The organism is Antrihabitans stalagmiti, assembly GCF_016482825.1.
Lineage (GTDB): Bacteria > Actinomycetota > Actinomycetes > Mycobacteriales > Mycobacteriaceae > Antrihabitans > Antrihabitans stalagmiti.
Window position 1 is genome coordinate 123,236 of record NZ_JAEMNV010000011.1, and the last position, 21,408, is coordinate 144,643.

General features: G+C 62.7%; 20 protein-coding genes, 1 tRNA gene and 1 pseudogene. 12 read left to right on the forward strand and 10 right to left on the reverse strand.

From position 1 onward, the window contains the following. Positions 1–30: 30 nt before the first annotated feature. Entirely contained in the window at positions 31–447 is a 417-nt protein-coding gene (locus tag JGU71_RS26175; protein ID WP_199707831.1) for an acyl-CoA thioesterase, read from the reverse strand. Then, complete coding sequence (gene ettA, locus JGU71_RS26180; protein WP_199707833.1) at positions 440–2,116, reverse strand: energy-dependent translational throttle protein EttA; 1,677 nt, start codon at positions 2,114–2,116, stop codon at positions 440–442. Before ettA ends, JGU71_RS26175 begins: the two co-directional genes overlap by 8 nt. Positions 2,117–2,229: 113 nt before the next feature. Between ettA and JGU71_RS26185 the strand changes: the two genes are divergently transcribed. The 4 genes from JGU71_RS26185 to JGU71_RS26200 are packed head-to-tail and all read left to right on the forward strand — an operon-like array spanning position 2,230 to position 5,728. Then, entirely contained in the window at positions 2,230–2,682 is a 453-nt protein-coding gene (locus JGU71_RS26185; RefSeq protein WP_307829892.1) for a MaoC family dehydratase, read from the forward strand. 39 nt (positions 2,683–2,721) lie between these two features. Then, positions 2,722–3,585 (forward strand): SDR family NAD(P)-dependent oxidoreductase, encoded by an 864-nt coding sequence (locus JGU71_RS26190; protein ID WP_199707836.1) that lies wholly within the window; start codon positions 2,722–2,724, stop codon positions 3,583–3,585. Beyond that, positions 3,528–4,745 carry an acyl-CoA dehydrogenase family protein gene (locus JGU71_RS26195; protein ID WP_199707837.1) on the forward strand — a complete coding sequence of 406 codons (1,218 nt, stop codon included), beginning with the start codon at positions 3,528–3,530 and terminating at the stop codon, positions 4,743–4,745. Before JGU71_RS26190 ends, JGU71_RS26195 begins: the two co-directional genes overlap by 58 nt. After that, the gene (locus tag JGU71_RS26200; RefSeq protein ID WP_199707838.1) at positions 4,742–5,728 is read left to right on the forward strand and encodes a MaoC family dehydratase; all 987 of its coding nucleotides are present in this window, start codon (positions 4,742–4,744) and stop codon (positions 5,726–5,728) included. The genes JGU71_RS26195 and JGU71_RS26200 overlap by 4 nt, the downstream gene beginning before the upstream one ends. Positions 5,729–5,823: 95 nt before the next feature. On the opposite strand, the gene JGU71_RS26205 is transcribed toward JGU71_RS26200, so the two are convergent. Next, positions 5,824–6,285 carry a single-stranded DNA-binding protein gene (locus tag JGU71_RS26205; RefSeq protein WP_199707839.1) on the reverse strand — a complete coding sequence of 154 codons (462 nt, stop codon included), beginning with the start codon at positions 6,283–6,285 and terminating at the stop codon, positions 5,824–5,826. Between the two features lie 222 nt (positions 6,286–6,507). Between JGU71_RS26205 and JGU71_RS26210 the strand changes: the two genes are divergently transcribed. Further along, a complete protein-coding gene (locus JGU71_RS26210; RefSeq protein ID WP_199707840.1) occupies positions 6,508–7,086 on the forward strand; it encodes a hypothetical protein in 579 nt (192 codons plus the stop codon). A gap of 3 nt (positions 7,087–7,089) precedes the next feature. On the opposite strand, the gene JGU71_RS26215 is transcribed toward JGU71_RS26210, so the two are convergent. Together JGU71_RS26215 and JGU71_RS26220 are read right to left on the reverse strand one after the other, a co-directional pair. Further along, on the reverse strand, positions 7,090–8,028 hold the full coding sequence (locus tag JGU71_RS26215) for a threonine/serine dehydratase (protein ID WP_307829893.1): 939 nt from the start codon (positions 8,026–8,028) through the stop codon (positions 7,090–7,092). Further along, a complete protein-coding gene (locus JGU71_RS26220) occupies positions 8,025–10,073 on the reverse strand; it encodes a bifunctional copper resistance protein CopD/cytochrome c oxidase assembly protein (RefSeq protein WP_199707841.1) in 2,049 nt (682 codons plus the stop codon). Before JGU71_RS26220 ends, JGU71_RS26215 begins: the two co-directional genes overlap by 4 nt. Before the next feature lie 263 nt (positions 10,074–10,336). Here JGU71_RS26220 and JGU71_RS26225 point away from each other — a divergent pair. The 3 genes and pseudogenes from JGU71_RS26225 (at position 10,337) to JGU71_RS26230 (ending at position 11,097) form a co-directional block, all read left to right on the forward strand. Then, positions 10,337–10,409 (forward strand) — tRNA-Arg (locus JGU71_RS26225). 31 nt (positions 10,410–10,440) lie between these two features. Next, a pseudogene (locus JGU71_RS30630) lies at positions 10,441–10,527 on the forward strand (DUF2510 domain-containing protein); the annotation flags it as partial. A gap of 21 nt (positions 10,528–10,548) precedes the next feature. Further along, on the forward strand, positions 10,549–11,097 hold the full coding sequence (locus tag JGU71_RS26230) for a hypothetical protein (RefSeq protein WP_233530115.1): 549 nt from the start codon (positions 10,549–10,551) through the stop codon (positions 11,095–11,097). Positions 11,098–11,120: 23 nt separating this feature from the next. Here JGU71_RS26230 and JGU71_RS26235 read toward each other — a convergent pair whose 3' ends face one another. Then, positions 11,121–12,161, reverse strand: coding sequence for a YncE family protein (locus JGU71_RS26235; RefSeq protein WP_199707844.1), 1,041 nt, complete (start codon positions 12,159–12,161; stop codon positions 11,121–11,123). Between the two features lie 233 nt (positions 12,162–12,394). Between JGU71_RS26235 and JGU71_RS26240 the strand changes: the two genes are divergently transcribed. Then, on the forward strand, positions 12,395–13,666 hold the full coding sequence (locus JGU71_RS26240; protein WP_199707846.1) for a DUF6777 domain-containing protein: 1,272 nt from the start codon (positions 12,395–12,397) through the stop codon (positions 13,664–13,666). A 9-nt stretch (positions 13,667–13,675) separates the two neighbouring features. Here JGU71_RS26240 and JGU71_RS26245 read toward each other — a convergent pair whose 3' ends face one another. Both JGU71_RS26245 and JGU71_RS26250 read right to left on the reverse strand, forming a co-directional pair. Further along, positions 13,676–15,535 carry a serine/threonine-protein kinase PknD gene (locus tag JGU71_RS26245; RefSeq protein ID WP_199707848.1) on the reverse strand — a complete coding sequence of 620 codons (1,860 nt, stop codon included), beginning with the start codon at positions 15,533–15,535 and terminating at the stop codon, positions 13,676–13,678. A 104-nt stretch (positions 15,536–15,639) separates the two neighbouring features. After that, entirely contained in the window at positions 15,640–16,581 is a 942-nt protein-coding gene (locus tag JGU71_RS26250) for an AraC family transcriptional regulator (RefSeq protein ID WP_199707850.1), read from the reverse strand. Between the two features lie 202 nt (positions 16,582–16,783). On the opposite strand from JGU71_RS26250, the gene JGU71_RS26255 reads away from it, so the two are divergent. The 3 genes from JGU71_RS26255 to JGU71_RS26265 all read left to right on the forward strand — a co-directional run bounded on the left by JGU71_RS26255 (position 16,784) and on the right by JGU71_RS26265 (position 20,000). Next, entirely contained in the window at positions 16,784–17,347 is a 564-nt protein-coding gene (locus tag JGU71_RS26255) for a flavin reductase family protein (RefSeq protein WP_199707852.1), read from the forward strand. 37 nt (positions 17,348–17,384) lie between these two features. Continuing rightward, complete coding sequence (locus JGU71_RS26260; protein ID WP_199707854.1) at positions 17,385–19,007, forward strand: 4-hydroxyphenylacetate 3-hydroxylase family protein; 1,623 nt, start codon at positions 17,385–17,387, stop codon at positions 19,005–19,007. A gap of 156 nt (positions 19,008–19,163) precedes the next feature. Beyond that, complete coding sequence (locus JGU71_RS26265; RefSeq protein WP_199707856.1) at positions 19,164–20,000, forward strand: SDR family NAD(P)-dependent oxidoreductase; 837 nt, start codon at positions 19,164–19,166, stop codon at positions 19,998–20,000. A gap of 5 nt (positions 20,001–20,005) precedes the next feature. Here the strand turns inward: JGU71_RS26265 and JGU71_RS26270 are convergent, their stop codons facing one another. Together JGU71_RS26270 and JGU71_RS26275 are read right to left on the reverse strand one after the other, a co-directional pair. Then, a complete protein-coding gene (locus tag JGU71_RS26270) occupies positions 20,006–20,629 on the reverse strand; it encodes a CoA transferase subunit B (RefSeq protein ID WP_199707995.1) in 624 nt (207 codons plus the stop codon). 17 nt (positions 20,630–20,646) lie between these two features. Further along, positions 20,647–21,393 carry a CoA transferase subunit A gene (locus tag JGU71_RS26275; RefSeq protein WP_199707998.1) on the reverse strand — a complete coding sequence of 249 codons (747 nt, stop codon included), beginning with the start codon at positions 21,391–21,393 and terminating at the stop codon, positions 20,647–20,649. Between the last annotated feature and the right edge of the window lie 15 nt (positions 21,394–21,408).

A 21,408-nucleotide genomic window follows, 5' to 3' on the forward strand; every position in this document is an offset into this window, starting at 1 on the left:
TTACCCCGCCGCCACGACCGGTTGGCCGAGTCAGACGTTCGACATCAGATACGAGCCGAGGGCTGTGCGTTCCTCGTCGCTCAGCGGGCGCGGCTTCTGCTGCTTCAGATCGAAGCCGACCATCACCGCGCTGCCCTCGGCACAGAGTTCGCCGTGCTTGTCGCGCATACGGTGCCGGATCGAGTACGAGGTCGTGCCGATGTGGGTCACCCAGGTCTCGATGGTCAGTGGTCCCGAGCTGAGCAGAATCGGCCTCAGGTAGTCCATGTCGGCCTTGCGGAGGACAAGCGCGGGGCGCCGGACTCCGTCCGGATGCAGCACGCAATGCTCGTAGAACTTGACGCGAGCTTCCATGCCGTATTCGAAGTACTTCGTGTTGTTCACATGACCGAGCAGGTCGAGGTCCGCCCAGCGGACCTCGACCCGGCACGTGTAGGGCTCAGTCACGCGTCAGCTTGCGGTGCGTAACTCGATGCGGGCGTGCCGCTTCGAGACCGAGCCGCTCGATCTTGTTCTTCTCGTAGCCCTCGAAGTTGCCTTCGAACCAGAACCACTTCGCGTCGTTGTCGCTGTCGCCTTCCCACGCCAGGATGTGGGTGCAGGTGCGGTCGAGGAACCAGCGATCGTGCGAGATCACCACGGCGCAACCGGGGAACTGCTCGAGGGCGTTTTCCAGCGAGCCGAGGGTCTCGACGTCGAGGTCGTTGGTCGGTTCGTCGAGCAGGATCAGGTTGCCACCCTGCTTGAGCGTCATGGCCAGGTTCAGGCGGTTCCGCTCACCACCCGACAGCACACCCGCGGGCTTCTGCTGATCGGGACCCTTGAAACCGAACGCACTGACGTAGGCACGCGACGGCATTTCCTGCTGGCCGACGTGGATGAAATCGAGGCCGTCGGACACGACCTGCCAGACGTTCTTCTTCGGATCGATGCCCGCCCGGTTCTGGTCGACGTAGCTGAGCTTGACCGTCTCGCCGACTTTCACCTCGCCGCTGTCCGGACTTTCGAGTCCGACGATCGTCTTGAACAGCGTCGTCTTACCGACACCGTTGGGTCCGATCACGCCGACGATGCCGTTGCGCGGAAGGGTGAACGACAGATCCTTGATGAGCGTCCGGCCGCCGTAGCCCTTGTCGAGGTGACTGACATCGACGACGACGCTGCCCAGCCGGGGACCGGCGGGAATCTGGATTTCCTCGAAGTCGAGTTTGCGCGTCTTCTCCGCTTCGGTCGCCATCTCCTCGTAGCGGTCGAGGCGGGCCTTGCTCTTCGCCTGACGCGCCTTGGCTCCCGAGCGCACCCAGGCGAGTTCGTCCTTGAGCCGCTTCTGCAGCTTCTGATCCTTCTTGCCCTGCACCGAGAGGCGTTCGGCCTTCTTCTCGAGGTAGGTCGAGTAGTTGCCCTCGTACGGGAACGCGCGGCCACGGTCGAGTTCGAGAATCCACTCGGCGACGTTGTCGAGGAAGTACCGGTCGTGGGTGACGGCGAGGACGGCGCCTGCGTAATCCGCGAGGTGCTGCTCCAACCAGAGGACGCTCTCCGCATCGAGGTGGTTGGTCGGTTCGTCGAGCAGCAACAGATCAGGCTTGCTCAGCAGCAGCTTGCACAGCGCGACGCGGCGGCGTTCACCACCGGACAGGTGGGTGACCGGCTCCTCGGGCGGCGGGCAGCGTAGCGCGTCCATTGCCTGCTCGAGCTGCGAATCGACGTCCCAGGCGTCGGCATGATCGAGCGCCTCCTGGAGCTGACCCATCTCTTCCATCAGCTCGTCGGAGTAGTCGGTCGCCATCAGCTCGGCGATCTCGTTGAACCGATCCAGCTTGACCTTGATCTCGCCGAGGCCTTCTTCGACGTTGCCGCGAACCGTCTTTTCCTCGTTGAGCTTCGGTTCCTGCATGAGGATGCCGACGGTCGCGCCGTTGGCGAGGAAAGCTTCGCCGTTGTTCGGCTGGTCAAGTCCGGCCATGATCTTGAGGACGCTGGATTTACCAGCGCCGTTGGGGCCGACGACGCCGATCTTCGCGCCCGGGAGGAAGTTCAAAGTGACGTTGTCAAGGATGACCTTGTCGCCGTGCGCCTTACGCACCTTCAGCATCTGGTAAATGAACTCAGCCATGCCGACCACCCTATCGGTGCGGCGCACCTGCCCGGAACTCGGCGGATGCACTGCGCCCGGTCCCTCGGCTACATTCCACCTGGGCACCTGCCGCACCGACGATGGGAGTGCAAGTGAAGGTCTTCGCCAGCATCGACGAATTTGTGAGCGCCGAGGGCGAATCCCTCGGTACGACCGACTGGATCACGATCGACCAGGGCCGAATCGACACATTTGCCGAGGCCACAGGTGACCATCAGTGGATCCACGTCGACCCCGACAAGGCCGCCGCCGGACCGTTCGGCACGACCATCGCGCACGGGCTGCTGACACTTTCGCTACTACCCCTGCTCACGCACCAGCTCTACACCGTCGACGGCATCACGATGGGCATCAACTACGGCTTCGACAAGGTCCGGTTCATCTCCCCCGTGCGGGTCGGCTCGCGACTGCGCGCCAGCGCAGTGATCGCGTCGGTGACCCCGATCCCCGGCGGCGTGCAGGCGAAGGTCGTCGTCACCATCGAACTCGAGAACTCCGAGAAGCCCGCATGCGTCGCCGAATCGATTGCCAGGTTCATGGCCTGAACGGTTCCGACTCCCCCACCTCGAAAGGAACGTAAGCACATGCCCGGAGTAACAGACCGCGTAGTCGTCGTCACCGGAGCGGGAGGCGGCCTCGGGCGTGAATACGCGATGCTTCTTGCCCGAGAAGGCGCGTTGGTGGTCGTCAACGATCTGGGTGGCGCCCGCGACGGTTCCGGCGCCGGCTCGACCATGGCGGACAGTGTGGTCGCCGAGATTCGCGAAGCAGGTGGCACCGCAGTGGCCAACTACGACAGCGTCGCCACCGAAGAAGGTGCCGCCGCACTGATCAAGACAGCCATCGACGAGTTCGGCGCGGTTCACGGTGTCGTGAACAATGCGGGCATTCTGCGCGACGGTGCGTTCCACAAGATGTCGACCGACAACTGGGAATCCGTTCAGCGCGTTCATCTCTGGGGCGGCTACCACGTCACTCGCGCCGCGTGGCCGCACTTCCGCGAGCAGCGCCACGGTCGAGTTGTGGTCGCAACCTCGACGAGTGGCCTCTACGGTAACTTCGGCCAAGCCAACTACGGTGCAGCGAAACTCGGCTTGGTAGGGCTCGTCAACACCCTCGCCGTGGAAGGTGCCAAGTACAACATCCTCGCCAATGCGGTTGCACCCCTTGCCGCGACGCGGATGACCGAAGACATCGCGCCACCCGAGTTCCTGGAGAAGCTCCCGCCGGCTCAGGTCGCCCCGGTGATCGGTTACCTCGTCAGCGACGAATGCACCGATACCGCAACCGTTCTCGTCGTCGGTGGCGGCTCGGTCAAGCGAGTCGCGCAGTTCGAATCGGCCGGCGTGTACTTCTCCGAACCGCCCACGATCGACGGCGTTGCCGAAAAATGGAGCGAGATAACCGATCTCACTGGTGCGACACTGGGCAAGAATCCGCTCGGATAGTCGTGTTACGACTGTCGCCGGACGAGCAGGGCATCGTAGCGACCGTGCGCGCCTTCGTCGATCGCGACGTCCGCCCGGTCGTGCGTGAGCTGGAGCGAACCGACACCTACCCCGAAGCGCTCATCGAAAAGATGAAGGCGCTCGGCATCTTCGGCCTTGCCGTTCCGGAGCGGTACGGTTCGGCTCCGGTGTCGATGCCCTGCTATGTCGCTGTCACCGAGGAGCTTTCGCGTGGCTGGATGAGCCTCGCCGGCGCGATGGGCGGGCACACCGTCGTTGCAAAACTCATCGACAGCTTCGGCACAGACGAGCAGAAAAATCACTATCTGCCGCTGCTGGCAACCGGTGCCGTCCGCGCGACGATGGCTCTGACCGAGCCAGGCGGCGGCTCCGACCTGCAGGCGATGACGACGACCGCCTTGCGAGACGGCGACGAGTACGTGATCACTGGTTCCAAGACGTGGATCAGCAACGCTCGCCGGTCGCAAGTCGTTGCGCTGCTGTGCAAGACCGATCCTGAGGCTTCACCTCCTCACACTGGAATGAGCATCCTGCTGGTCGAGCAGGTTCCGGGATTGACGATCTCCCGGGATCTGCCCAAGCTCGGCTACAGGGGCGTCGAGGCGTGCGAACTCGCCTTCGACGGCTGTCGAGTTCCGGAGTCGGCCGTTCTCGGTGGGGTCGTCGGCAAGGGCTTCACCCAGATGATGAAGGGCCTCGAGACCGGGCGTATTCAGGTCGCGGCCAGGGCTCTCGGTGTCGCACAGGCCGCGTTCGACGACTCGCTTCGGTACGCGCAGGAGCGGGAGAGTTTTGGCAAACCATTGTGGAAGCACCAATCGGTCGGTAACTATCTGGCAGACATGGCAACGAAACTCACGGCAGCGCGACAGCTTGTGTTGCATGCCGCCGAGCGGTTCGAATCGGGCGAGCGGTGCGACATGGAGGCAGGTATGGCCAAGCTGTTCGCATCCGAGGTCGCCATGGAGATCGCGCTGAACGCTGTGCGCATCCATGGCGGGTACGGCTACTCGACCGACTACGACGTCGAGCGATACTTTCGCGATGCTCCGCTCATGATCGTCGGCGAAGGCACCAACGAGATACAGCGCAATGTCATTGCCGCACAACTCGTCAGCCGCGGCGGACTGACACGATGACCCTGATCGACGGTCCGTATTTCGAGGATCTCCGGGTCGGCCAGAGTTTCGACGACGCCCCAGCAATGACACTCACCGACGGTCACGCGGCTGCGCACCAGGCCATAGTCGGCGACCGCCTACGGCTCCCGTTGGACGCCCATCTCAGCGAACGCGTCGCGGGTGGACGGCTCGCGCATCCCGCTTTGGTCTGGAACGTGGCGATCGGTCAGTCGACGGTTGTGACAAGGAAGGTGAAAGCCAACCTGTTCTACCGCGGCTTGATGTTTCACCACGCCCCGATGATCGGCGACACGCTCCGAACGACCACCACGGTCGTCGCCCTTCGCCAGAACCGAGGCAAAGCAGGTCGCGCCCCGACGGGCCTCGCCGTGCTGCGAATCGTCACCGTCGATCAGCAGGATCGTCGAGTGCTCGACTTCCACCGATGCGCGATGATCTCCCTACGCGACAGCCGCGCACAAACCGGATTCGACGACGACAGCGCAGCAATCGGGTTGGTCGCCGATCAAGACCTCACCACGTCGATCAGTGGTTGGCGTCTCGCCGAATTCGAAGCCGCAAGCAGCGGCCTCGCCTTCGGAGATCTTCAGGAGGGGATGCGGTTCGGATCGGCCGGCGCGGACGTCGTCACCAATGCACCCGAACTGGCCCGGCTGACCCTCAATATCGCTGAGGTGCATCATGATTCCCGCGCCGGCGGCGGTCGGCGATTGGTCTTCGGCGGGCACACGATCGCGCTCGCTCTCGCTCAGGTGTCTCGTTGCCTCCCGTCTGTCGTCACCATCCCGGCGTGGTATTCCTGCGATCACACCCGGCCCGTCTACGAGGGCGACACCGTGCGCAGCGAGATCGCGATCGAGCGCCTACGCCCGCTGCAGTCGGGCGGCGGCTTGGTCGATCTGCGCTCGCTTGTCTCCGTGGACGGATCCGACGGACCGCACGCTGTCCTCGATTGGCGATTCGTCGCGGTTGTTGCGTGAATCGGACGTACCCGTGACGCTCCTGACCCATTCGTTGCGTTTCGGTACCGAATCCCGTCCCGACACTCGCCTAGTAGGCGGTCAGCGTCACCCGGTCAGGTACCTACGGGTTCGAGATGACGCTCGGGCCTCGGCGTCGACTGTTCGATCTCACGGTCGGTGGTAGACGCCGTCGCAGCAGGATCCTGACTCGCAGGCAGTTTGGGGCGCTCGATCTTGACGATGCAACGCGCCAGGTCAGGACCTATTGCACTGGCTCGCATTTCGAGGTCGGAACGCGCGACCCCGTCCTTGCTCGTGTATTCGTTGGTTCGCAGCTGCCCGTAGGCGACGATCGGATCGCCGACCATGATCGATGCTCCGACACCAGCAACGAGGCGGCGCCAGCAACTCACGCTCAGGTACAGCGTCCCGCTGTCGACCCACTCCCCTGTTCCGCGGTCCTGTCGGCGTGCGTTACTCGCCATGCGGAAGCTGATGACCTCCTCGCCGTTGGCACTGCGCTTGACCGGATTCGTGATCACAGTTCCGACCACTGCCGTATTTACCTCGTACATGCTCCGCCCCCTTCGTAGTTCGACACGTGCTCGCGCCGTTGCATCAAGAGTGGTCGACGAATGGGCCGATAAGCGCGCGAAAGGAAATCTGTGGATGGATTCGGCGCATGTGAACAACTCGCGGATCGGCCGCGTTTTTCGATGGATCCTGTCGGTGGGTCGGAGTAGGGGTCACGGTCGAAACGCCAGGCACCTAGAATTCGGCCATGGCCCGGGGAACTGATGACTGACAACCCACAATTTCCGCACGGTGGCAACCAATTCGGTGGCTATCCACCCGTCGACTATCCACCCGTCGTCCAACGGCGATCCTGGGCCGTACCGGTCGTCGTCGTACTCGGTGTGTTGCTCGTGGCCGCAGCGGTCGCCATCGGTTGGTTGCTACTTGCGCGCGCGGACGACGACTCGAACAACTCGATCCCCGGCGCCGAGGCCATGGCCGAGCTGTGCGACTGGGCGCCGACCTTCATAACGTACGACTACGCAACGATCGACGACTACTTCGACGATGTGCTCGATCGGGCAACAGGCGACTTCGCGCGTGAATTCTCCTCCACCCGTGACCAATTGAAGCAGGCGATCGTCGGGAGTCAGGTGCGTTCGCGCGCCGAGGGCAAGCCGATCTGCGGTGTGCAATCTGCATCGGGCACGGAGGCCAAGATCGTGCTGTCCCAGATGCAGTCCGTTACGAGCCTGGTCAGTCCGATACCCGCGACCAACTCGATAACGCTGGTCGCAACGATGACGAAGATCGACGGTCGGTGGCTCGTCAGCAAAACCGATATCCCCGTCGCCAGGTAACGACTACAACGTTGCGGGGTCGGTGTTCGCGCCGCACAGCACGACAACAGGCCGCTCGCCCTCCTCAGGGACGTATGCACCACTCAGCACCGCGGCCAACGCCGTGGCGCCGCCGTATTCGACGGCGATCCGGAAGTGTCGCCAGAGATAGTCGCGCGCGGCAACGATCGCAGCGTCCGTCACCAGAATCGACGTAATGCCATGTGCTGCAGCAACGCTCATCGCGATGTCGCCGATTCGCTTGGCGCCGAGCGAATCAGCCGCGATGCTGTCGACAGCCACATCGACGGGAGAGCCGTTACCCAGAGCGGAGTGCAATGTCGGGATGCCCTGCGGCTCGACGCCGACGACCGAGCGATCCGACGAGATACCAGTCGCGATGCCTGCGATCAGACCGCCGCCACCGACCGCGACCAAGACAGAATTCGACCCTGGCACCTGCTCGTCGAGCTCGAGTCCGGTGGTTCCGGCGCCCGCGACGATGTCGGGCAGATCGTAGGCGTGCAACTGGACCGAACCACGTTCGATCGCCAAAGCTGTTGCGCACTCGAATGCTTCGGCGTAGCTCGTGCCGTGCTGGACGACGTCGGCGCCGAGTGTATGCAGCGCAGCGACTTTGGCCGCAGGTGCGTTCTCCGGTACGACGACGGCACAGTCGACGCCTTGCATCGCGGCCGCGGTCGCCGCTGCGATGCCTGCGTTACCGCCCGATGCGATGACCACACCGGATGCATCGACAGCACTGTGCAGCAGTGCATTCAGGCTCCCGCGCGTTTTGAACGAACCGCCGAATTGCAGATACTCGAGTTTGAACGAGACCGGCACCGGACCGTGCACGGTGTCGACGACGGCGTCGAGCACCGGCGTCAGTCGCAGACGATCACCGATCCTTGCGCGCGCTGCTTCGACATCGGAGCGGTCGATAACGGAGCGATCGATCACTTGCCCGCTTCCCGCTCCCTGCGAGCAAGTTCGGCGAACATCGCGTTGTGGGCGGCCAATTCGGCGTCGTCGTCGCGTTCTGCCGCGCGGTCGTACCGTTTCGCGGCGCGACCGTCGGCGCGCGACCACTGGATCAGCAGTGCAAGCATCACCAGTACGAGCGGTATTTCACCTGTCGCCCAGGCGATTCCACCACCGAGGCGCTGATCGGCGATCAGGTCGGAGTTCCAGTCGAGGCCCAGGCTGCGGTAGAACCAGCCGCCCATCACCGTGTCCATACTCATCAGCGCAATGCCGAAGAACGCGTGGAAAGGCAGCGACCCGAACACCATTGCGAGTTTGGTGATCGGCTCGACGTGCCGTGGCGCTGGATCGACCCCGATCACCACCCAGTAGAACAGGTAGCCGCTCACCAGGAAGTGCAGGTTCATCAACAGGTGCGCGGGGTGGGAATCGACGGTCGAGTCGAAGATGCCACCCAGATACAGGCCGTAGAACCCGCCGACGAACAGCGTCGCTGCAACGAGTGGCTGTGTGAGAAAGCGCGACACCGGACTGTGCAGGCCGATGAGCAGCCATTCGCGCACACCTGGAACACCGTCTTTGCCTGCGGGTTTGAGTACTCGCAATGCAAGGGTGATCGGTCCACCGAGGGCCAGCAGGACCGGCGCAAGCATCGATAGCAACATGTGCGACATCATGTGAACGCTGAACTGGGCGGGCGAATAGCGACCGATGCCCGACGACGTTGCGATCAGAAAGACAACGCAACCGAGTACCCACGCGATGGTACGACCGACCGGCCACGAGTCGCCGCGTTGGCGCAACCGTCGCACGCCGACCACGTACAGGACTGCGGCAACGATCGCCGCCGTGCCGAAGATCAGGTCGAAGCGCCAATCGAAGAAGATCCTGGCGACCGTGAGCCGACCGTCCAGGTCGTAGCCGAGCTCGACCTCGGTGACCGACGGGTTCAGGTTGGCATCCGCCGGTGGCGGCGTGCGGCCGAGACCGACGGCGATGCCGATGGTCGTCGCAAAGATGATCGTCTCGATGCCGGCGAACTTGACCAACGCGAAACGTGAGGTCGGGTCGGCGGCGAGGGCAGGCAATGCACGTCGGCGTTGCGCGAAACCCAACGCGCCCAACGCGACGAGTGCAGCGGTTTTGGCGAGTATCAGGCGGCCGTAGTCGCTGGTGAACAAGTCGGACAGCGGGAGTCGCACAAACGCATTGATCACGCCGCTCGCAGCCATCACAACGAACGCAACACCGGCGACGGTCGAGAACCGTCGAGCCGCAACGTCGGTGTGCGCGCCGCCGCGTCGAGCATGGGCGAAGAGTGCGAACAAGCCGCCTGCCCACAACGCTGCGGCAACCAGGTGCAGGATCAGGCTGTTGGTCGCCAGATCGTGCGAACCACCCGACGACGAGTGTCCGTTCACCCCGAGGGGCATCAGCGTCAGCAAGGCCAGACCGAGCAGCAACGGCGTCCACGACCAGCGCAGTACCAGTCGACACCCGACGGCCAAGAGCGCCGCAAGAATCGCGGTCCACCGCCATGCGCTGGCCATCTCGACCTGCCCGATCGCACTCCACAGGTTCTCGGGCTTCAGCGCTTCGGCAAGCGGGAGACCGGACGTGTCCGACAGCGTCAACGGAACCAACATCGCTGCACACAGCGCCCAGACGAGCGCCCCGTAGAACGCGATCCGCACCGAGCGATAACCGTCGACGTCCAGAACACCGTTGCTCTGTGGAGGCACAAGGAAAGCTGCAAGCAACAGCGAGCCGACTGCGACGACGGCACCGAGTTCGCCGATCGCGCGCAGAGCAGGCAGGCCGTAGGTCGTCAGCGGTCCGGGGTCGGGGATGCCGAGCAGAACCAACGCATCCGATGCCGAGAATCCGACGACGACGGCAGCGACCGCGCCGGCTATCAGGCCTGCAACGACGAACACCGCAGCCGAACTCGAACGCTCGAGCTGTGGTGACTTCGCGGTGTCGAGCTGTGCCGACGCTGAGTCGGTGTCGGGCTGTGCCATACGTTCAGAGTAGAGCCGTGTCAGCGGTCACCCGGCCGGTGGTTATAGCTTCCGGACATATTGCCGGAGTCAGGGCCTCGCTCACGTCGCTCAACATGGTCAGAGGTCGGTTCACGCCGTTGCGACAGTGCGTCCCGGCCGCCGGGTTGCTGTCGTTCTACCAGCGAAGATAGCGAATTCGTTGGGCAATCCTGGAGCGGGGAAAGGCGGGCTGTCGATACACGCGAACACCAGTAGACGCCGAGACGATAGGATTCATCCGCGCCTCCGTAGCTCAGGGGATAGAGCAGCGGCCTTCTAATCCGCTGGTCGCAGGTTCGAATCCTGCCGGGGGCACTCTGACGCCGAGCGGACGTATCCTACGGGGATGGCGACTTCGCCGCCCCCTGCTGGCTGGTATCCGCACGATAGTGGGTTCCGGTGGTGGGACGGTTCGGCATGGACATCGCACACGCAGCCTTCGAAAGTCAGCACCGTGTTGGCGGAACCGATTCTGCAATTCGTCACCAAAGCCGGTCTCCTTGCACAGGGCGACACGACGATCCTCGACCAGAACGACCGGCGGATCGGGTCCCTCGTCGAGCAACGCAACGGTGCGTCGACGACCTGGCTGGCGAACGAACTTCATGTCGTAGATACGAGTGGCCGGCCGATCCTGCGCGTCATTGACGAGTCTTTCGGTACATACCGTTTCGTCGTCGAACGACCTTGGGCTGGACCGGTCGGCGAGATCATCCAAGACAACGTGCTTGGAGCGGCAAAGCTGTCGTTGCGCGCGGGCGGTCGACGAGTCGGCTCGATTCACCGCGAGAAGTCCCGTTGGTCGGACTTCTCCGTCGTCGATGAATCCGGAAAGAAGATAGCAAGTGTCACGACCACCGTGGAACAGAAGAAGTATGCGGTCCCGGGTAGGTATGTTGTGACGCGGCTGCTGCTGCGTGGGTCACCCGATCCTGTTGCGTCCCTTGTTGTTGCGTCGGCCATGAAGGTTGGCCGGGTCTTCGGTGCAGAGCGATCGGACTGACTCGCATTCGAGGACGGTGTGCTTCAGCGGGTGACGACAGTGATCGTTCCGTCGGCGAAACTCGCCACATAGGCGGTGCGAGTATCCGGATCGATCGCGATCCCGCCGGGAAAGTGCCCGACCCTGAATATGTCGGTCACTCTACGACCTCGGAGGTCGATCACGACGAGACCGTCGGGGTCGGAAACCGTTACATAGAGCACTTGACTGTCAGTGTCCACCGCGGTCCGAACGGGGTCGCCATCCAGAGAAACGACACCTGTGCTGGTTCGGCTCCTCGCATCGATGATCGAGACGAAGGTGTGTTCTTCTTCGAAGTCGACTTTCCGAACGCCGACGTAGATCGTCTGAGTAGCCGGGTCGACCGCGATGCCATAAGGCGATCCCCCGATGTAAATGTGTTCGGCCGCAGTGTTATTGGTGGTATCGATCACCGAAACCGTTCTATCGTCCACGTTCGTGACGTAGGCCGTGTGGGTGGTGGTGTCGATGGCGACCTCTGAAGGATTCGTGCCGACTGGAATTGTTGCCGCGACGGCAACGCGCAGCGTGTCGATCACCGACACGCTGTTGCTGCGGTAGTTCGTAACATAGGCCGACTGCTCCGCGGAATCGACCGCTACGCCAAGGGGCCGATCACCGACCGGAACAGTGGCGACTACCGTCAAGCTTGCGCCGTCGATCACGGAGACAGAGTTGCTCTGCGAGTTGGCGACATAGACCGAATGTGTTGCCGCGTCGATCGCCACGCCCCTCGGATTGTCGCCGACACCAATGGTGGCAATGACTGTGCGGGTGACGCCGTCGAGTACCGACACCGTGTCCGAATCTTTGTTCGTGACGTACACGGTGTGGGTCGCAGTGTCGACAGCGACGCCCCATGGCGCCTCCCCCACTTCGATGGTCGCGCTTGCCTGCGCGTCGTGAATCGAGGGCCCCGAACTCGAACGTGCGAACAGCACCGCAAAACCGATCGAGAATGCAACGACGAGAATTGCGCACGCGGCCACAAAAGCTATGAGCCCGAGCATGATCGGACTTCTGCGCGACGGTTCGTCGGTCATGTGTTCTCTCCGGTATCCGTAGCGGAACGGACGCGCACGATGCGAGGCTCCCGGGGATGTCGAGCTCAACTCAGGATATGCCTGACCGATGGGGACGAACACCGCAATCGGCCGCGTAAATATGGCTTCAACCAGACCATTCGAGGTCGCGATGCGCGTATCGTCATTCACGCAACATTGGTTGGGTCGGGCCCCATCACGCCGGTTTCGCAACATGCATCGGAGAACGACCGATGAGCTACTATTCCGGGCCGCCTGAACCTCCGTCGTGGCAGCATCACGGCGCCCCGTGGCAAGGACCGCCACCACCACCCGAACGCAAGAGGACGATGGCGTGGCCGCTACTCGCTTTGGCAGTTGCGATCATCGCCTTGCTCGTCGGCGCCTATCTGATCTTCGTGCGAGGTGGCGACGAAGAAGGTGGGGAAGTTCTGCTCGAGGCTGCGGCGTCGGAAGGCGAGTTTCCCTGGACCGAGTCGGCAGTCCCGACGGGCGCTCCGTCCACTGTGCCGACCACCGCGCCGGTTGCCGTGCCCGCTGCGACGGAGGCTGGTAAGGCGCCGTTGGTTGCTGTTCCTGGCGACAGAACCGGAATCTTCGGTGGCTCGGACGAACTGACGGTATGCGACAAGGCGAAGCTGAAATCATTCCTTGCCAGGAATGATGCGCAGCGAAGAGCGTGGGCAGGTGTGCTCGGTATTTCCGACGTCGACGGCTACATCGATTCCCTCACCGAAGTCCTACTGGCAGCTGACACTCGGGTCACCAATCACGGATTCAAGAACGGTGCCGCGTTCTCGCTCCAGTCCGTTCTGCAGGCCGGCACCGCGGTTCTTCTCGACGATCGTGGGGTGCCGCGGGTGCGCTGCCAGTGCGGCAACCCATTGTTACCGCCCGTGCTTTCCAGTACGAAACCGAAGTACGCCGGTCAGCCTTGGCCGGGGTTCGACCCGAATGTGATTGTCGTCGTCCAAGCGGCTCCCGCGCCGATAACGGAGATCACAGTGATCAACGTGGTCATCGGTGGTCCGTTGGTGATCCAAATCGGCGGATCACCGTCGCCTACCGGCACTGCGGAACGGACGACGACAACGGCGGCACGACCGTCGACTGCGGATGTGACGACGACGCGGACAATTCCACGCACGACAGCCACGACAACGGACGACAACTCTGCTCCGTCCGAGGCGGATGGTCGGCGGGTAATCGAGGCGTTCTACGCCGCCGTGAACGCTCGCGACGAAGCAGCACTTGCGGCCGTGTTCTGTTCGACGCCCTCGTACTTTTTCGAGGAGTGGCGCAACCGCATCCGGGGGATACGCGCAGGCCAGGGCAACGACTTTCGGTTCGCCGACTACCGGTTCGACAAATCGACCCCGGGCGGGCCGAATCGCGAAATCAGGTACGACATCAAGACATCGATCAACGGGACTTTCGGCGACTTTCACACCGACGGCCATTCCGTCGTATACGAAAACGGTGTGGTGAAAATGTGCAGCTTCTGAAGCCTCCGGCTACCGCGAATTGGTCAGCGCATCAGGCAGTTTCAGCACTCTGCTGCTGTCGGTCACGAACAGGTCGCCGAGCTCGCTGACGGCAACTCCGATCGGCCGGGCGAGATCGGTGAACGGCACCGCGGTCGGCGGTTCACTACCGCGCGGCAGTGAGACGACGCGACCGTTCTTGTTGTCTGTGACGACGATGTCGCCGGTCGCGATATCCACGGCGACGCCGGTGGGGCTGGCCAGCCCTGTGAACGGAAGAGTTATCTGGCTCGTGGAACCGGATCGAAGAAGAAGAACCCGGTTGTTGTCGGTGTCGGCGACGATCAAGTCACCGGCCGAATTTGCGGTGATGCCGGTCGGACCAGCGAGACCGGTGAACGGTAGTTGGGTTTGCCGGTTGGACCCGGCAGGGAGTGCGACGACTCGGTCGTTGTTGTTGTCTGCAACGAATACATCGCCGCGTGCGGTCACTACGAGTCCCACCGGACCGGCCAGGTCGGTGAACGGCAACTCGGTCGGATCGGATTGTCCTACAGCTAGTTTCAAGACACGGTTGTTCTTCGTGTCGGTGACGAAGACATCGCCTGCAGAGGAGATCGCCACGCCGGTCGGGTGATCGAGGCCGGTGAACGGCAGCACAGTCTGGGTATCGGCGCCGACCGCTAGTTTCACGATCCGATTGTTGTTGTTGTCGGCCACCAAAACATCCCCGGTGGACGACACCGCCAGACCGACCGGATAGTCGAGCCCGCTGAACGCCAAAACCGACTGCGCCGGTACGGCTTTCGAATCCGGCCAGAACACGAACGCAACGACCGCAACAAGTCCGATGCTCGCCAGCACTGCGCCGGCGAATGCGATGCGTAAGCGCCGCGGTCGACTGTTGGGCGCTGGGGAATTCGTCAGCGGTGATCGTGTCGGTGGTTGTTGTTGTTGTGGTGGTGGTGGTTGATACGGGACCTCGCGCCGGATTGCTGTCGGCTGCGTTCGTGAGTACCTGGCCTCTGGGATCGGCACGCTGGGCACAGCGAGCGCGCGTCGCGCGGCTTCTGCAAGTGCCAAACAATTCGGTGTGCGGAGGTCGCGATTCTCACCGAGCGCCCGCCGGATGACCTCGTCGAACTCCTGCGGCAGTTCTGGACGCAGTGCCGACGGACTTGGAATGGGTGCCTCCAGATGCCCGCGGACGATAGCAAGAAGGTCCGGACCTGGATACGGCACGCGACCGGTGAGTAGTCGAAAGAGAGTGCACCCCAACGAGTAGACATCCGACCGGCCGTCGAGCCGTATTCCCTCGAACACCTCCGGTGCCGCGTACAGCAGCGTGGCGACCAGCGAACCGGACTTCGTCAACTGCTGAGTGTCGTTCAGCGCCTTGGCAATCCCGAAATCGGTGAGGACCACACGTTCGGGCTGACCGGATCCCGCGTTTCCGAGCAGAATGTTGGCGGGCTTGACATCGCGGTGGATAACGCCGTTTTCGTGCGCGTAGTCCAAAGCCTTCGCCGTCTCGGTAATGATGTGAACAGCACGTTCGGGATCCATCGGACGGTCGCGGACAGCTTCGCTCGCATCCGTTCCGGGAACGTACTGCATCGCGATCCAGTCTTGGTCGCTGTCGCGCCCGCGGTCGAAGATCGCGACGATATTCGGATGCTCCAGTCGCGAGGCATGATCAGCTTCTTGTTCGAATCGCACCCGGATCTCGTCCCCCGCAGTCAGATTGCGGTCGAGCAACTTCAAGGCCGTTCGTCTGGGTAGGCGCGGATCCTTGGCAAGGTAGACCGCGCCCATTCCCCCCGCGCCCAACACTCGTTCGATGGTGTAGCCAACGAACACATCTCCCGGCCGCAGGGTGTATCCGACCATCAGAACAACACCTCACAGACGTCTCGCCCCGCAATAGTGTACGTACCGGGAACAGCGCGAAAGGGTCGGTTTGGCAGTCCCTGGTCGCCGAACCTTCACCCGAGTTACGGCCCGCGCAACGCCTCGGATGGCGAGATTCCGTACTTGCGACGGAACGCGGCCGCGAATCGGCCGGTGTGCATCAGCCCCCACCGCATCGCGACGTCGGTCACCGAGAGGCCCGGGCCGCCCTCGGACAGGTCGGCGTAGACGCGTTCCAAGCGGAGTTCACGCAAGTACTCCATCGGGCTCATGCCGACGTACTCGCGGAAGCCTTCCTGCAGCCGCCGCACGCTGATGCCGGCCACCTCGGCCATGTCCGCGGCGGTCCAGGCCCGCGCTGGATCGGCTTGCATGCGATCGATCACACGCTTGACGATGCGTGGCCGAACAACCGCACCCGCGACCTCGTCGTCGTGCACAGCAGCAAGCAGGAATGCACTGGTGATCGCTCCCGCGAGCTGATCGGAGACGAGTTTGTTCCGCAGCACGCTCTGATCGCCTTGTGCTTGCGTTGCAACAAATCTGACGAATTCGAGCCAGCTCGCGCCACGTTCGTTTCGTAGATCGACCTGCGGCGGTAATTGCATACCTGGCCGTGCGAACACGCGCGTCATTTCACCACTCAGATAGTCGCGATCGAGCTTGACGCCGAGGATCGCGCACGACTTCGTCCATTCGATGATCCGCGTCGACGTATCGGGCGGGCAGATCGTGGCCATGCCGTTCGACGAGTAGACGGGTTCCCCGCCCGATACCGACTCGATGTGTCCCGACATCGGAATGTTCACCGCGTACGCGCCGGGGTGATCGGAGGCGACGGCGACGTCTGCGCCCCACCCGATCTTGGCGAGAACCACCGGTCCGAGTTCGACGGCGTTGACGAAAGTGTGGGTCGCGTCGTCCTTCGACAGCGGCGTCAACGTGTGCGGAAAGTAGGCGTCGCTGACGGCGTGGCAGGCCTCGTCCCAGTCCTGCGGCGGGTTCGCTTCCGGAAGCGACGTCATCGGCGAACCTCCTTGTCCGTAGTCGGGCGCGTTCTTTCGAGTGTGGCGCTCGCCACTATTCATGGCAACTACGGCTTCGTTCAAGCCTCGATCCAGATGCCCGCGCAAAGAGGATCGTGGCCGCGCTTTGCGGATCGCCGACACCGACCCGCCACTTTATGTTCTACGTCACATCGAACCGAAATCCGGAAGGAGGCCAGCGATGGAACAACGCGAACTTCGCAACATCTTCGGCCAATTCGCCAGCGGAGTCACCGTCATCACCTGCAAGAACTCCGAGGGCGACGCGCACGGTGCGACGGTTACAGCCTTCACGGCCGTATCGATGGAACCGCGACTGTGCCAGGTGACGTTGACGAAAAAGTCCAAGGCGTGCGCCTACCTCAGCGGCGCACCGTTCGCGGTCAACATTCTCGCCGCGGACCAGGTCGACACGGCAATGCACTTCGCGGGCCGCCCGCAATCACCCGAGCCGGTATGGGCGGACGGGCCGACTGCGCCCGTCATCTGTGGCGCATCGGCGACGTTGTCGTGTGTGCCCTGGGCCGAGTACGACGGCGGCGATCACATCATCTTCATCGGCGAGATCGTCGAAGCAACCACGACACTGAAGAACCCGTTGTTGTTCTATCGCAGCACTTTTCACGACCTCGGCCCGACCAGCGCAACAGCGACGTGGCAGGGCTCGATGGATGACCCCGAAATCGGCTGGTTCGGAGCAAGTACCAGCTTCACCCCGTTCCACCTTCACACCGCTGCCGTTTGACAGTCCGAAATCCCCACCTCACCAAAGGAACTCAGCCATGACCACAACAGAATCGCGACCCGTCGAGGACGTCGCAGTCGATACAAGCAAGGTCAATCCTGCGGAGAACTCTCCCGCGAATCAGCAACAGAACTACGCAACCCGTCCCATGACCGGAGACGAGTACATCGAATCGCTGCGTGACGACCGCGAGATCTACATCCACGGCGAACGCGTCGAAGACGTGACGACACATCCGGCGTTCCGCAATCCGATCCGCATGACCGCTCGCCTGTACGACTCGATGCACACCGGCGAACACGTCGACAAGGTCACTGCCCCAACGGATACCGGCAACGGTGGCGTCACCATGCCGTTCTTCAAGACGCCGACGTCGTCTGCGGACCTACTGAAGGAACGCGACGCTATCGCGGAATGGGCGCGGATGACCTACGGCTGGATGGGCCGCTCCCCCGACTACAAGGCCAGCTTCCTCGGCACGCTGCACGCCAACAAGGAGCTGTATTCACCGTTCCAAGCCAACGCCGAACGCTGGTACCGCGAATCGCAGGAGAAGGTCCTGTACTGGAACCACGCGATCATCAACCCACCGGTCGATCGCCAACGGTCTCCCGACGAGGTCGGCGACGTATTTATGAAGGTGGAGAAGGAAACCGACGCCGGGCTGATCGTCAGTGGCGCGAAGGTCGTCGCGACCGGCTCGGCGATCACGAACTACAACTTCATCGCGCATTACGGCTTGCCGATCAAGAAGAAGGAGTTCGCGCTGATCTGCACGGTGCCGATGGACTCGCCAGGCGTCAAGCTGATCTGCCGCACGTCGTTCACCCAGACCGCAGCAGTCATGGGCACCCCGTTCGACTACCCGCTGTCGTCACGGATGGACGAGAACGACACCATCTTCGTCTTCGACAAGGTGCTGGTGCCGTGGGAGAACGTCTTTATGTACGGCGACGTCGAGAAGATCAATGCGTTCTTCCCGCAGTCGGGTTTCCTGCCGCGCTTCACTTTCCAGGGTTGCACGCGTCTCGCCGTCAAGCTCGACTTCATTGCCGGCCTGCTGCTGAAGGCGCTGGAGATCACCGGGTCGGGCGGCTTCCGCGGTGTCCAGACGCGAGTCGGCGAAGTGATCGGCTGGCGGAACCTGATGTGGTCGCTCACGGAATCGATGGCACGCGATCCCGAGCCGTGGCTCAACGGGGCCGTCATTCCGAAGCTCGAATACGGCCTCACCTACCGGATGTTCATGATCCACGGCTACCCGCGGATCAAGGAGATCATCGAGCAGGACGTCGCCTCCGGGTTGATCTACTTGCCATCCAGCGCAGCCGATTTCAAGAGCCCTGTGGTTCGCCCCTACCTCGACAAGTACGTCCGCGGTAGCGACGGCATCACCGCGGTCGACCGGGTGAAAGTCATGAAGGCACTGTGGGATTCGATCGGATCCGAGTTCGGCGGCAGGCACGAACTCTACGAGCGCAACTACTCCGGTAACCACGAGAACGTGAAGGCGGAGCTGTTGTTCGCCGCAGAGGCTCGTGGCGGAACCACAGCGATGAAGGGTCTTGCCGACAAGTTCCTCGCCGAGTACGACCTCGACGGCTGGACCGTGCCCGACCTGATCGGCAACGACGACGTCTCGTACTTCAAGAATCGCTGACCCACATCGAGTGCATAGTTTTGCAGGTGCGGGGCGGTGCCGCAGCCTGCAAAACTATGCACTCGTCGCGTGGACCACTAGCGCACGGTAGCGACCACCCGCTAGTCTATTGAGCACTGTTCAGTAAGCCTTTTCAACGACGTAAGGAACCACCGCATGGGCAAGTTCGAGGGCAAAGTCGCCGTCATCACCGGAGCATCGGCAGGCATGGGCCGAAGCTTGGCGGTCGAACTCGCTCGCCGCGGGGCGAAACTCGCCATCTGCGACCTGAACGCCGCAGGTCTCGAAGAAACAGCTCGGCAGTGTCGGGCCCTCGGCGCGGAGGTGAAGGTCGACCTCATCAACGTCGCAGAACGCGAAAACGTGCTGAGCTGGGCTGATGCCGTGGCCGAGCACTTCGGTGCGGTGCACTACGTGTTCAACAACGCAGGCATCGCATTCAGCGGAACCGTAGAGAAGACCGAATTCAAAGACTTCGAACGCGTCATGGACGTCGACTTCTGGGGCGTCGTCAACGGCACGAAGGCCTTCCTTCCCCACCTGTTGGCAACCGGTGACGGACATGTCGTCAACACATCGAGCGTCTTCGGCCTGTTTTCCATGCCGACCCAGAGTGCCTACAACGCCGCCAAGTTCGCGGTGCGCGGCTTCACCGAGTCGTTCCGCCAGGAGATGCTGTTCACCAAGCAGCCGATCAAGGTGACGTGTGTCCACCCCGGCGGCATCAAGACCGACATCGCGAAGAACAGTACGACCGCCGATGGCGACGGGCTCGAGGCGTTCAATCAACTCTTCGACAAAATCGCCACCACCAGTGCAGATTCCGCCGCCAAGACCATCCTCAAGGGCGTCGAGCGCGGCGACGCGAAGATTCTCGTCGGCTACGACGCACATGCACTCGATCTGCTCATTCGACTCAGCGGTTCGTCCTACCAGCGTGCATTCGCCGAGATCGGCGGCCGACTGCTGCCGAAGAACTTCCTCAAGAAGTAGTTCGCTCAGCTCGCGTGAACGTGATCGAGGATCCGAGCTCCCGTCGCGGCTCGGACCTCGTCCACAGTCACTCCCGGCGCCGTCTCCAGCAGAACGAGACCGTCGGGAGTGACGTCGAGTACCGCCATATCGGTGACAATCCTTTGTACACAACCCAATCCGGTCAGCGGCAAGGTGCACTCGTCGAGGATCTTGTGGGCACCGCTCTTCGAGACGTGTTCCATCATGACGATGACTTTGCGCGCGCCGTGGACCAGATCCATCGCGCCACCCATCCCTTTGACCATGTGGCCGGGAATCATCCAGTTCGCTAGATCGCCCTTCGCGCTGACCTGCATCGCACCGAGCACGGCGACGTCGACCTGACCGCCGCGGATCATTCCGAACGACGCCGACGAGTCGAAGTACGACGCACCAGGCAACACGGTGATCGTCTCCTTGCCCGCGTTGATCAGCTCGGGGTCGAGTTCGTCTTCGGTCGGATACGGACCGACGCCGAGGACGCCGTTCTCGGAATGCAGCACGACCGTGATGTGCGGCGAGAGAAAGCCGGGAACGAGGGTCGGCATGCCGATGCCCAGATTGACGTACTGCCCGTCTTCGAGTTCCTGTGCGACTCTTGCCGCCATCTGCTCACGAGTCAGTTTCACGACCGCACCGTCCTCTTCTCGATTCCCACGGTCACTTTGCCGACGTGGACGACTCGCTGCACATGAATGCCCGGCGTGTGTACCTCGTCGGGATCGATCTCTCCTGGCTCGACCAGATGCTCGACCTGCGCGATAGTGATTCTGCCCGCGGCCGCCGCAGGCGGATTGAAGTTCCGCGCGCTCCGTCGGTAGACGAGATTGCCGTGCCTATCGCCTTTCCAGGCATGAACGAGTGCGTAATCGGTGACGATGCCTCGTTCCATGACGTAGGTCGTTCCGTCGAATTCGCGTGTCTCCTTCGGCGAGGACGCAACTGCGATCCCGCCGCTGCCGTCGTAGCGCAGTGGCAGTCCACCGTCTGCCACCTGCGTGCCGACGCCTGCGGGCGTGAAGAACGCCGGAATGCCGGCACCACCCGCACGCATCCGTTCGGCGAGCGTGCCCTGCGGCGTCAGTTCGACCTCGAGTTCACCGGAGAGATACTGCCTGGCGAACTCCTTGTTGTCGCCGACGTACGAGCTGATCGTGCGCCGAATACGGTACTCGGCCAGCAGCACCCCGAGACCGAATCCTGAAGTGCCGCAGTTGTTGCTGACAGTTTCGAGGTCCGTCGCACCCTGTTCGAGAAGCGCGTTGATCAGCACCTCCGGTACGCCGACCAGACCAAATCCGCCGACCGCGAGAGATGCGCCGTCCGCAATATCTGCGACGGCTTCCGCCGCGGTGGTAACAACCTTGTCCATCATAAAATCGAGCAT

Excerpts from the sequence above, each read along its gene's own strand:
- JGU71_RS26235 (WP_199707844.1), bottom strand. The coding sequence starts at position 12,161 with ATGACCGACGAACCGTCGCGCAGAAGTCCGATCATGCTCGGGCTCATA.
- JGU71_RS26195 (WP_199707837.1), top strand. The coding sequence starts at position 3,528 with ATGGAGCGAGATAACCGATCTCACTGGTGCGACACTGGGCAAGAATCC.
- JGU71_RS26260 (WP_199707854.1), top strand. The coding sequence starts at position 17,385 with ATGACCACAACAGAATCGCGACCCGTCGAGGACGTCGCAGTCGATACA.
- JGU71_RS26200 (WP_199707838.1), top strand. The coding sequence starts at position 4,742 with ATGACCCTGATCGACGGTCCGTATTTCGAGGATCTCCGGGTCGGCCAG.
- JGU71_RS26190 (WP_199707836.1), top strand. The coding sequence starts at position 2,722 with ATGCCCGGAGTAACAGACCGCGTAGTCGTCGTCACCGGAGCGGGAGGC.
- JGU71_RS26265 (WP_199707856.1), top strand. The coding sequence starts at position 19,164 with ATGGGCAAGTTCGAGGGCAAAGTCGCCGTCATCACCGGAGCATCGGCA.
- ettA (WP_199707833.1), bottom strand. The coding sequence starts at position 2,116 with ATGGCTGAGTTCATTTACCAGATGCTGAAGGTGCGTAAGGCGCACGGC.
- JGU71_RS26270 (WP_199707995.1), bottom strand. The coding sequence starts at position 20,629 with ATGGCGGCAAGAGTCGCACAGGAACTCGAAGACGGGCAGTACGTCAAT.
- JGU71_RS26220 (WP_199707841.1), bottom strand. The coding sequence starts at position 10,073 with ATGGCACAGCCCGACACCGACTCAGCGTCGGCACAGCTCGACACCGCG.
- JGU71_RS26250 (WP_199707850.1), bottom strand. The coding sequence starts at position 16,581 with ATGACGTCGCTTCCGGAAGCGAACCCGCCGCAGGACTGGGACGAGGCC.
- JGU71_RS26245 (WP_199707848.1), bottom strand. The coding sequence starts at position 15,535 with ATGGTCGGATACACCCTGCGGCCGGGAGATGTGTTCGTTGGCTACACC.
- JGU71_RS26205 (WP_199707839.1), bottom strand. The coding sequence starts at position 6,285 with ATGTACGAGGTAAATACGGCAGTGGTCGGAACTGTGATCACGAATCCG.
- JGU71_RS26275 (WP_199707998.1), bottom strand. The coding sequence starts at position 21,393 with ATGGACAAGGTTGTTACCACCGCGGCGGAAGCCGTCGCAGATATTGCG.
- JGU71_RS26210 (WP_199707840.1), top strand. The coding sequence starts at position 6,508 with ATGACTGACAACCCACAATTTCCGCACGGTGGCAACCAATTCGGTGGC.
- JGU71_RS26255 (WP_199707852.1), top strand. The coding sequence starts at position 16,784 with ATGGAACAACGCGAACTTCGCAACATCTTCGGCCAATTCGCCAGCGGA.
- JGU71_RS26240 (WP_199707846.1), top strand. The coding sequence starts at position 12,395 with ATGAGCTACTATTCCGGGCCGCCTGAACCTCCGTCGTGGCAGCATCAC.